We start from the raw sequence: 9,177 nt of genomic DNA on the forward strand, positions 1-9,177 counted from the left end.
TGACCCCTAGGCGGCCCTCGGCGGAGCCAGCACCACCGCCGAGTTCTGGCCGCCCATGCCCAGCGAGGTCTTCAACGTGATCCCTGCGCCGGCCGGCGTCGGCCCGTCCAGCAACCGGGGATGACCGGGCGCCACCGCGGGGGGTGCGGGCACCACGCCGTTCTGGTAGCCGAGCACCGTCGCCGCCACCTCGACGGCCGCCGCAGCCCCCTGGCAGTGACCGGTCAGCGGCTTCACCGAGAACACGTGCGGCCGGCCGCCCAGCACGTCGTCGACGACGCCGGCCTCCGCCGTGTCGCACTGCTGCGTGCCAGGACCGTGGGCGTTGACGTAGTCCACCTCCGACGGGGCGACGCCCGCCATCCGCAGCGCGTCCCGCACGCAGGCATCGACCTGGGTGCGTCGGGGATCCACCGACGTCACGTGGAACGCGTCGTGCGTCATCGCCCCGCCCAGCAGCCGCGCGTACGGGTCCGCGCCGCGGCCGGACAGCACGAACCCGACGGAGGCCTCGCCGACGGCGAAACCCCGGCTGCCCTGCTGGAAGGGCCGGCACGCGTCGAGTGGTTCGGCGTCGACGACCGCGACCCCGAGTTTGACGAAGTGCTCGACGTTCTCGGGCGTCAGCGACAGGTCGGTCGCCACGAACACGACGTCGTCGACGACACCGGTGTCCAGCCACGCCTTGGCCGTGATCAACCCGGCGTTGCCCGACGCGCACATCGCCGAGACGTTCATCGCCGGGCCGTGAAAGCCGAACTCCTGCATCAACATCGACACCGGGGTCGACGGCATCAGCGCCAGGTAGTCGCGGACGCTGCGCTGACCACCGTCGGCGCCGTGGAACTGTCGCCACCCCTCCACCTCGGGGAGGACGACCGCGTGCAGCAGGCCCACGCGCCGCCCGGGGGTCCACCCCCGGGCTTCGGCGTCGACGATCGCCTCGCGCGCCGCGAACCGCATGGCTCGAGCCGACCGGGTGGCCCCGTCGCGCGCGTCGCCGCCCGCCGGAACGCGCGCGAGCCACGCGGCCTCGCCGTCCGGCCCGTAACCATCCACCAGATCGGCCGCTGGTTTGCTGCTGAGCAACCCGTCCCACAGCCGTCCCGCACCCCAGCCGTAGCCGGTGACGGCGCCGACCCCCATGACGTGGGCCGGGGTCGCATTCGCTGAAATCGTCATCTCGCTCCTTGATTCGACGGGGACCTTCCCCTCGTCATCGATTAACCGCCAGCCGCGCCGGATTGACCAGCCGAACCGGCCGCGAACGGGCGCCCGGGGGCCACGAGAAACGGTGTTACTTTGGATGGCTAGACAGCAGCGCAAGCGCAGGGGATCGCCATGAGGCCACGGGAGCGGGACGGTCCCGGTTCGATGGTCGCCAGCACCACCGACGACTCGTCCACGGAGTTGCTGAGGGCCCGCCGGGAATCCGCCGACGAACGCTACCGCCGCCTGCTCGAACACAGCCCCGATGCCATCTGCGTGCATCAGGACGGTCGGCTGGTCTACGTCAACCGGGCGGGTGTGTCCTGGATGGCCGCCGACTCCGCCGAAGCGCTCGTCGGCAGCATGATCACCGACTTCGTGGACGCGGCGTCCATCCCGGCGATGCTCGACCGCATCGCCGGCCTACGCCGCCAAGGCGACGTCTCCGCGCCGTCCGAGGCCGTGCTGCTGAAGTTCGACGGTGGCCGGCTCGACGTCGAGGCCGTCTCCGTGTTGACGGTGTGGAACGACGAGCCCGCCTACCAGGTGATCTTCCGGGACCTGACCACCCAGAAGGCGGCGCAGGCGGCGCTGCGGTACCAGGCCGCCCTCGTCGACCACGTCAGCGACGCCATCGTCGCCACCACCAGTGACGGCGTCGTCAGCAGCTGGAACCCCGCCGCCACCACGATCTACGGCCGCACCGCACGCGAGGTGCTCGGGGGCACGGTGAGCGCTGCGGTCGGGGCTGCGATCGATCCCGCCAAGATCGTCGCCCAGGGGGGCATCACCACCGAGACGCACTACGACGCCGACGGATCGGCCCTCACGGTCCGGGTGTCGGTCGCCACCCTGGGCGACGCGGACGCCGGTTACGTGCTGCTCTGTTCGGACCAGACGGCGCTGCGGCAGGCCGAGCGATACTTCGCCAGCGTGGTCAGCTCACTCGACGAGGGCGTGCTGGTGCTCGACCACACCGGGGCCATCATGTCGGTGAACCCGGCCGTGCACCGCCTCCTCGGCGCCGCCGCCGAGAAGTTCACCGTCGGATACCGCGACCTCTTGAGCGAGTGGGCGAAGCACTGGACCCACGAGCTGTTCCACCACGACGGCACGCCCATGGCACCGACCCCGGAGGCCCCGATCAGTGTGACCCTGCGCGACGGTGCGCCGTTCTCGGGGGAGGCGCGCTACCGCACGGCTGCCGGGCAGATCCGATGGTTGGCGGTGTCCTCTCGACGGCTGACGCCGGAGGCCGGCGAGCGTTCGCCCGTCCTGATCTCACTGCGCGACATCACCGCGGCCCGCAATGCCACCGAGAAGTTCGCGCATCAGGCACGACACGATCCGTTGACCGGCCTGCCCAACCGGGCGCACCTGATCGAGAGCGTGCAACGACTGCAGGCCGACGGCCTGCTGAGTGCCGTGTTGTTCGTCGACCTCGACGACCTCAAGCGGGTCAACGACTCGCTGGGCCACGACTCGGGCGACGTGATGATCAAGTGTGCGGCGCAACGGCTTCGGCATGCGGTGCGCAAGGACGACGTGGTCTGCCGCCTTGCCGGAGACGAGTTCGTGCTGCTGCTCGTCGGGCAATCCGTGGGCGCCGAATTGGACACCATCACCCAGCGCATCGCCGCGGTACTGGCCGACCCGGTGTGGATCTCCGGGTTCTCCGTTCACATGACCGCCAGCATCGGCGTGGTCCGCACGGAGCCGGGTGACACGCGCGACCCCGCACTGCTGCTACGCCTGGCCGACCGTGCCATGTATGCGGCCAAGGCCCGGGATCGGCAGACGGTGATCCTCTCGGGCACCGCACCGTGAGCTCGATCAGGTCCAGTCGGTGTCGTCGGCGTACTCGGGGTGCCGGTCGATGAAGTCCGCCACCATCGAGCACTGCGGGACGATGCGCAGCCCCTGCTCCCGGGTGGCCCGCAGGGCCTCGGCGACGAGGATGGTCGCCAGTCCGCGGCCCCGGTAGGCGGGTCGGACCTCGGTGTGGGGGAACACTCGCCTGCCGCCGTCGTCGGCGTAGTCGGCGAGGCCGACGTCGTGGCCGTCGACGCTGACGACGAACCGGCCGGGCCGCTCGGTGACGGTCGCGGCCGCTCCGGTGGAATCGGTGTGCTGCGTCGTCATGTCCGGGCTCCTTCGGGTGGGGTGTCACGCGGTGTGGCGGACGCACGCGGGCGCAGTCTGCCGTTGGGGAGCGGCGGCGCCGGCAGTCGGCCGCCGGGATAGCCGGAGACCGCGCCGAACCGCTGGTCCTCGGCCTGCCACTGGGCGCGGAAGCGGGCGATCTCGTCGTGGTCACGGCCGACGAAGTTCCACCACATCACCAGCGGTTCGGTGAAGGGCGGCCCGCCGAGCACGACGACGCGCGCCGGGGTGTCGCCGACGGTGCGCAGCTCGAGTTCGGTGCACCCGGGGGACTGGTACCACAGGTCACCGGGAGCCAGCGCGGTGTCGTCGTGACCCGCACGCACGTCCCCCGTGTCGACCAGCACCCCGTGCTCGAACGACGGGTCCACCTCGAAGCGAACCGTGCCGCCCGCGAGGTCCACCTGCGCGCCGAGCAATGGCGTGTGCGTGTGCACCGGCGAGCGGTCACCCGCGAGTTCACCCAGGAACACGCGGACGGTCGCGGTGCCGACCGACTGCGCCGTCGGAACGTGATGGGCGAAGTCCCGCGGGCCGTGCCGCGCGGTGTCGGGGAGCGCCACCCACAGCTGCACGCCGTGCAGCACCGTCGTTTGGGGTGTCGAGACCTCCGAGTGGCAGATGCCCGCCCCGGCCGTCATCAGGTTCAGTTCACCGGGGCGCACCGTGGCATGCACGCCGCCGCTGTCGCGGTGTTCGATCTCGCCGGCGAAGAGCCAGCTGACCGTCTGCAGCCCGGTGTGCGGATGCGGCGGCACGTCCATCCCGGTTCCGGTCGAGACGTCGTGTGGCCCATAGTGATCGGCGAAGCACCAGGCACCGATCATCGACCGCTCCCGCTGCGGCAACGTGCGTCGTACGGCGAGTGCGCGCGGTCCGCCGAGGGGCACGTCCCGGGGATGCAGCACGCCGGTGAACGGCGAAGCACCGCAGGCGACTTCGTCCGGGACCAGCTCGGTGTTGCTCATCCCGTCGAGGTTAACCGGCCGCGGCGGCTGCCGGGCCCGTCATCGCCGTGCGGATGACGTCGAAGTCCGCCTCGTCGATCGCGAACACGACGGCGCGGAACGGCAGGCCCCAGCGCGCCGTGTCCTTGATGAACGACAGCTGTGCCAGCAGGGGTCTGATGGGCGCCTCGGTGCAGGGCAGGAATCGCATGCGGCGTCGCCACGGTTGGAAGTCGGGGTCCAGGTCGGCTTGGAACGGCTCGTCGTCGACGACCTGTCCGAGCGCGGTGAACGCCTGTAGCGGCGGGCCGTCGGGGTGCGCGGTGCGTGGGGAGTAGAACGCCACCCAGTCGTGTCGTTGCATCCGCCGGAGCATGTGGGGTTTGCCGTGATTGGCCTGCGCGTAACCACCGGCGACGCCGTGGTGGACGTGGCTGCGGCTGACCGTGTTGATCCAGTACGTCATGACGCTCACGCTAGGAACGGCCACCGACGGATCGGGGCCGTCATCCCCAGTCGACCCTTCATCCCCAGGATCGCACGCCAGACCGGCGCCGACGCAGCGTTCCCCAGAACCGAAGAAGCCGCCGACGCTGCTGCGTCGGCGGCTTCAGGGCGGCCCCGCCTGCGCCTCTCGGCATGTGGTCGCTCTCGGCGACTTTTCTGGGGTGGTACCCGGGGCATGTCCGGGGCCGCTGCACCAGTCTAACCGCTTTCGGCGCCGGTGTATTCCGTTGCGGCGCGTCCCGCTGCCGTCCCCTCGAAACCGGCAGCGAGACGCGTCGCATCGACGATGGGCAGGTGCCTATGCGGTCTCGAGGAACAGGCGGCGGGCGCGTACCGGATAGCCGTTCTGTTCGGCGAGGGAGCGCAGCTGGCGCAGCGCGAAGGTGCGTCCGCGCCCGGCCTCCGGAATCACGATGCCCGCCCACAGGCCCTCCGCGCGGGGCAACTCGACGGCTTCGCGGGCGCACGGCCAGCGCCGGGGGCAGCCACGGCAGATCGACTTGGCCTCTTCGTCGGCGCGCTCCAGCCAGCGGTCCGGCTCGCGGGTGCATTCGCCGACCGGTAGTCCGTCCAGTCCCACTGCGTTCATCTCGTGCTCCTCAGGTCCGGCGCCGGGTCATCCGTAGCGCGATGGCACGAATGTATAGCAGGAACCGTAGCGATGCAACAGTTTTGTGCTGCGGTTGCTGGAAGCTGCGGCCGCCTCCGGCATATGGCCTGTTCAGCGGCTTCGATGCCGCTGCGCGGCAGCATGACGAGGTCCGCGTGAACGATACGAAACGCAGCAATGACATGGTTGTAAGTCGGTGTCGACCTGGTTCTCAAATCGGCGCGATACGGTTAGTCTGGTCGGGATACGTAGCAGTGCAGCTGCGTAGCAATGCAGCGCTGTAGGAAGAGCGCTGCGGGAATGAGCGCTGTGGGAAGAGCACTGTGGGAAGAGGATGCCGCGGGTGGTGAACGTCGACAGCGACGCCGGCGCCGGCACCGACGGTGCATCCGATGCCGCCGTCGACCCGGGCATGGCACGCGCCGGCGCAGCGGCGGCGGCCCGGAGACGCGAACTCGACATCAGCCAGCGCCGGCTGGCCGCCGAGGGCATCATCAACGCCGGCGCGCTCATCCAGTTCGAGAAGGGGCGCAGCTGGCCACGCGAACGCACCAGGGCCAAGCTCGAGGAAGTCCTGAAGTGGCCGCCCGGCACCATCGCCCGGCTGCGCGAAGGGCCACCCGAGGCACCCGAGCCGCGCCGCGCCGCCGAACCGCCGGGCGGCGACGAGGCACCCCTGATCGCCCAGGCCGTCGAGACCGCCGTGCACAGTCTGACGGGAACCATCGCCGCCCTGCCCGACGTCGGCGACCCCACCTTCACCCCCCGGGCCAGCGACGTCCTGACAGACCTGCGCCAGCTGGAAGCGGTCGCGACCCGCGCGGCGCGCATCGGCCGGGTGACCCCCCCGCTGTTGAAGGCGCTGAGCACGGTGCGCAGGCAGATCGACGACCTGACGTTGCGCGCCGCGACGGCCCCCACCGCGACGCTCGGCCAGCGGCTCTACGCCGCCCGGCGCCGGGCCAACCTGACGATCGAGGAGACCGCCCAGGCGGCCGCCGTGACCGACGACGACGTGCTCGCCGCCGAGGCCGGCCGGGAGCTGACGCCGCGCGCGGCCACCGCCCTCGACGAGCTGATCGCGCAGATCGACTGGCGGTGACGCCTCAGAAGCGGTCGCGGGCGCGCTCGCGGTCGTCGGTCGTCGGGAAGTGCTCGGCCAACGCGGCGGCGATCTCGACGAACTTGCGGCGCGTCGGCGCCGCCATCTCGCTGCTGCGCTCGATGACGCCGCCGGGGCGCAGGCGCCCGTCGAACGGCACCTCCACGACCCGCTGACCCTGGCTTGCGAACTGCTGCGCCAAGATGGCCCGCGTCCGCTTGTCGGCATGGCCGTCGGAGTCGTTGAGCACCACGACGGTCCGCTGCAGCAGGGCATTCAGCCCGCGGGCGGCCAGCCAGTCGAGTGTCTGCCCGGCGGCGGCCGCGCCGTCGACCCAGGGCGAGGACACCACGACCAGCGCGTCGAGATCGCGGAGCACTTCCTGCGTGACCGGCGAGTCCATCGTCGAACTGCAGTCGACGATCGAGATGGTGAAGTAGCGGTCCAGCCGCGACGTCGCCTCGCGGTAGATCGCCGGATCGAGGACCCGTCGGCGTGCGGGACTGCTCTCGCCCGCCAGCACGAACAGGCCGGCGGCGTTGTTGCCGACACGGCTGCGCAGGTCGGCGAACGTCTCGAGGTGCTGGTCGGCGGCCAACTCCCAATACGAGCCGGCCGCCCGAGGATCGACCCGGCTGCCGAGCTTGCCGAACGCGGTGTCGGCGTCGATGGCGACCACCCGGTCGTCTTGGCGCAGCTCGGCGAAGATCGAACCCAGGCTCGCGGAGACCGTGGTCTTGCCGACGCCGCCCTTGCCCATGACGCCGACCTTGTAGTGCCCGCGCAGCACGCCGCGAACCCGTTCCTCCAACTCCGCCTCGCGGAGTTCGTCGGGTGACGGTCCGAGGTTCACCAACCCGAACGTCATCGCGAACACCACGCGCCGCCAGCCGCGGCCCGGCGGCGTGCGCCGGGCGGGCACCAACTCGTCGGCCCGGATGCGCTCGGCGTACGAGCCGGGCTGCGGGGGCGCCAGGTGCGGGTCTTGGGGATACGGCTGACCGGGCCAGCCGGGACCGGGGTGCGGCGGTCGCAGCGGCTGCCGGGGGACCGGAGGCGGCGGCTGGTGACGCTGGGGTGGCTGCGGCGGTCGGGGCGCCCCCGGTCCGGGATGCGGTGCCGGCGCGTGCGGGGGGTGTGGCCAGCCCTGCTGCTGGCCCCAGGGGTGGGTGTCTTGGCGCGGAGGGTCGGCGGCGGCGGTCGGGGACGCGACCGTCGGTACGTGGTCGACGGGCGGTCGCAGCGGCACCGGTGCGGCAGGCGGCAGCGCCTCGGTGGGGGGTGCCGGGTCCGGCGGCTCCGGATCGAACCGCGCGTCCTCGGGGCCGGTCCACCCGAGTTGGCGGCGGAGGTCGTCGTCGCGATCGTTCACGAGAATCGGGGCTCCTTCCCGGGATCGACACCCGTTGGGCTCGCGACCAAGTATCAACCACCCGCCCGGCGGGAGGGTGCGCGCACGGCGGCCCACCTGGCTCTGGCAAACCGAACGGCGCCACCGAGTCGGGGGTGCGGGCCGGCCGCATGCCGTCCCGGCGCGGCGGTCGATGGGTCGCGGATCGAGGTCGGCGCGGCGGGAGCGTTGCGTGTCGCGACCGCCTTTTCTTGGGAAAACGCCTCGAAATTGGTGCAATTGGGGGTACGTCGGCGCTGGTAACGTCGTTGCCGGCGAAGGGGATCGGGGACATGAGCTTGCTGAGTGACATCAAGGACGTCGGCAGCGCACTGTGGGAAGTCGGCAAAGTCGGCAAACAACTGATGAGCAAGGCCGACACGTTGGTCCGCGGCCTCGACGGCATGGGCAGCCTGCTCCAGCGGTTCTCCACCTCCGGGCGGTTGAAGGACGTGGTGGCGCTCGGTCGGCAGCTGTCGCGCTACGCCGAGGACGCCAAGAAGTTCCTGGCGCGCCCCGAGGTGGCGCGGGTGCTCAAGCGCGCGAAGACCCCGATCCTCACCGGTGGGCAGGTCGTGATCAAGGGCATGAAGCTCACCACCGGATTCGGCACCCCGGAGGACGGCGCGCGATACGGCGACGGGGCGATGCGGTTCGGCACGGTCGGAGACACGCTGGCGGGCGCCCGTCCCGACGGATCGTGGCAGGGCGCCGGTGCGGACGCTTACGCCGCGGCCGAGGAGCAGCAGCTCCAACGCACCGTCGTGATGGCCGGCGCCGACCAGGCGGTGAATTCCGTGCTGGCCCGTGAGGCCGGCCAGATCGTCGCCACGCGCGAGGCGCTCGACGAGCAGAGTGACTGGCTGGCCGACGTCGGCCTGGTCACCATGCTGGTCGCCGCCATCCCCGAGGTGGGGACCGCTGCGGCGATGGCCATGGAGATCGCCGCCGTCACCAAGGCCGTCGGCACGTGCGGGGTGCAGTTGATGGATCTCGGCCAACAGGTCAACGCGAACGCCGCCGAGATTCGTGGAGCCGCGGGCCGGTACTCGACGGCGATGGCGAACGAAGGGCTGTCGCAGCGTCCGCCGGGGCCGTCGGGTCCCTCGGGGCCCGCCGTACCCGGCGGCTGCGTCCCGGGCCAGCCGGGATCGACGTCGGGTTCACAACCCGCCCAGCCGCCCGGCCCCGCACCCACCCCGTCACCCGGCCAGCCGTCGTCGGCCCCGGCCGGCGCGGGTGCCGGCTC

9 protein-coding genes are annotated in these 9,177 nt (G+C 71.5%); 3 read left to right on the plus strand and 6 right to left on the minus strand.

Going from position 1 to position 9,177, the window contains the following annotated elements:
• Positions 1-6: 6 nt before the first annotated feature.
• Positions 7-1,182 carry a beta-ketoacyl synthase N-terminal-like domain-containing protein gene (locus tag AC30CM_RS16005; RefSeq protein ID WP_490117875.1) on the minus strand — a complete coding sequence of 392 codons (1,176 nt, stop codon included), beginning with the start codon at positions 1,180-1,182 and terminating at the stop codon, positions 7-9.
• A gap of 159 nt (positions 1,183-1,341) precedes the next feature.
• On the opposite strand from AC30CM_RS16005, the gene AC30CM_RS16010 reads away from it, so the two are divergent.
• Complete coding sequence (locus AC30CM_RS16010; RefSeq protein WP_490117876.1) at positions 1,342-3,036, plus strand: sensor domain-containing protein; 1,695 nt, start codon at positions 1,342-1,344, stop codon at positions 3,034-3,036.
• 6 nt (positions 3,037-3,042) lie between these two features.
• On the opposite strand, the gene AC30CM_RS16015 is transcribed toward AC30CM_RS16010, so the two are convergent.
• From AC30CM_RS16015 to AC30CM_RS16030, 4 genes are all read right to left on the minus strand, one after another.
• On the minus strand, positions 3,043-3,351 hold the full coding sequence (locus AC30CM_RS16015; protein WP_490117877.1) for a GNAT family N-acetyltransferase: 309 nt from the start codon (positions 3,349-3,351) through the stop codon (positions 3,043-3,045).
• Positions 3,348-4,340 carry a pirin family protein gene (locus tag AC30CM_RS16020; protein ID WP_490117878.1) on the minus strand — a complete coding sequence of 331 codons (993 nt, stop codon included), beginning with the start codon at positions 4,338-4,340 and terminating at the stop codon, positions 3,348-3,350. The genes AC30CM_RS16015 and AC30CM_RS16020 overlap by 4 nt, the downstream gene beginning before the upstream one ends.
• 10 nt (positions 4,341-4,350) lie before the next feature.
• On the minus strand, positions 4,351-4,785 hold the full coding sequence (locus AC30CM_RS16025; protein ID WP_490117879.1) for an EVE domain-containing protein: 435 nt from the start codon (positions 4,783-4,785) through the stop codon (positions 4,351-4,353).
• A 339-nt stretch (positions 4,786-5,124) separates the two neighbouring features.
• A complete protein-coding gene (locus AC30CM_RS16030; RefSeq protein WP_490117880.1) occupies positions 5,125-5,415 on the minus strand; it encodes a WhiB family transcriptional regulator in 291 nt (96 codons plus the stop codon).
• Positions 5,416-5,848: 433 nt separating this feature from the next.
• Between AC30CM_RS16030 and AC30CM_RS16035 the strand changes: the two genes are divergently transcribed.
• Positions 5,849-6,538 carry a transcriptional regulator gene (locus tag AC30CM_RS16035; RefSeq protein ID WP_490117889.1) on the plus strand — a complete coding sequence of 230 codons (690 nt, stop codon included), beginning with the start codon at positions 5,849-5,851 and terminating at the stop codon, positions 6,536-6,538.
• Positions 6,539-6,542: 4 nt separating this feature from the next.
• Here the strand turns inward: AC30CM_RS16035 and AC30CM_RS16040 are convergent, their stop codons facing one another.
• Positions 6,543-7,910, minus strand: coding sequence for a MinD/ParA family ATP-binding protein (locus tag AC30CM_RS16040; protein ID WP_490117881.1), 1,368 nt, complete (start codon positions 7,908-7,910; stop codon positions 6,543-6,545).
• Between the two features lie 311 nt (positions 7,911-8,221).
• Between AC30CM_RS16040 and AC30CM_RS16045 the strand changes: the two genes are divergently transcribed.
• The coding region (locus AC30CM_RS16045; protein WP_490117882.1) for an EspA/EspE family type VII secretion system effector at positions 8,222-9,177 on the plus strand (956 nt) is incomplete at its 3' end.

Source organism: Mycobacterium sp. DHQP2018-32-09 (assembly GCF_058148405.1).

Bases quoted from the DNA above. Each gene is read 5' to 3' on its own strand.
- AC30CM_RS16005 (WP_490117875.1), bottom strand. From the start codon at position 1,182: ATGACGATTTCAGCGAATGCGACCCCGGCCCACGTCATGGGGGTCGGC.
- AC30CM_RS16010 (WP_490117876.1), top strand. From the start codon at position 1,342: ATGAGGCCACGGGAGCGGGACGGTCCCGGTTCGATGGTCGCCAGCACC.
- AC30CM_RS16015 (WP_490117877.1), bottom strand. From the start codon at position 3,351: ATGACGACGCAGCACACCGATTCCACCGGAGCGGCCGCGACCGTCACC.
- AC30CM_RS16020 (WP_490117878.1), bottom strand. From the start codon at position 4,340: ATGAGCAACACCGAGCTGGTCCCGGACGAAGTCGCCTGCGGTGCTTCG.
- AC30CM_RS16025 (WP_490117879.1), bottom strand. From the start codon at position 4,785: ATGACGTACTGGATCAACACGGTCAGCCGCAGCCACGTCCACCACGGC.
- AC30CM_RS16030 (WP_490117880.1), bottom strand. From the start codon at position 5,415: ATGAACGCAGTGGGACTGGACGGACTACCGGTCGGCGAATGCACCCGC.
- AC30CM_RS16035 (WP_490117889.1), top strand. From the start codon at position 5,849: ATGGCACGCGCCGGCGCAGCGGCGGCGGCCCGGAGACGCGAACTCGAC.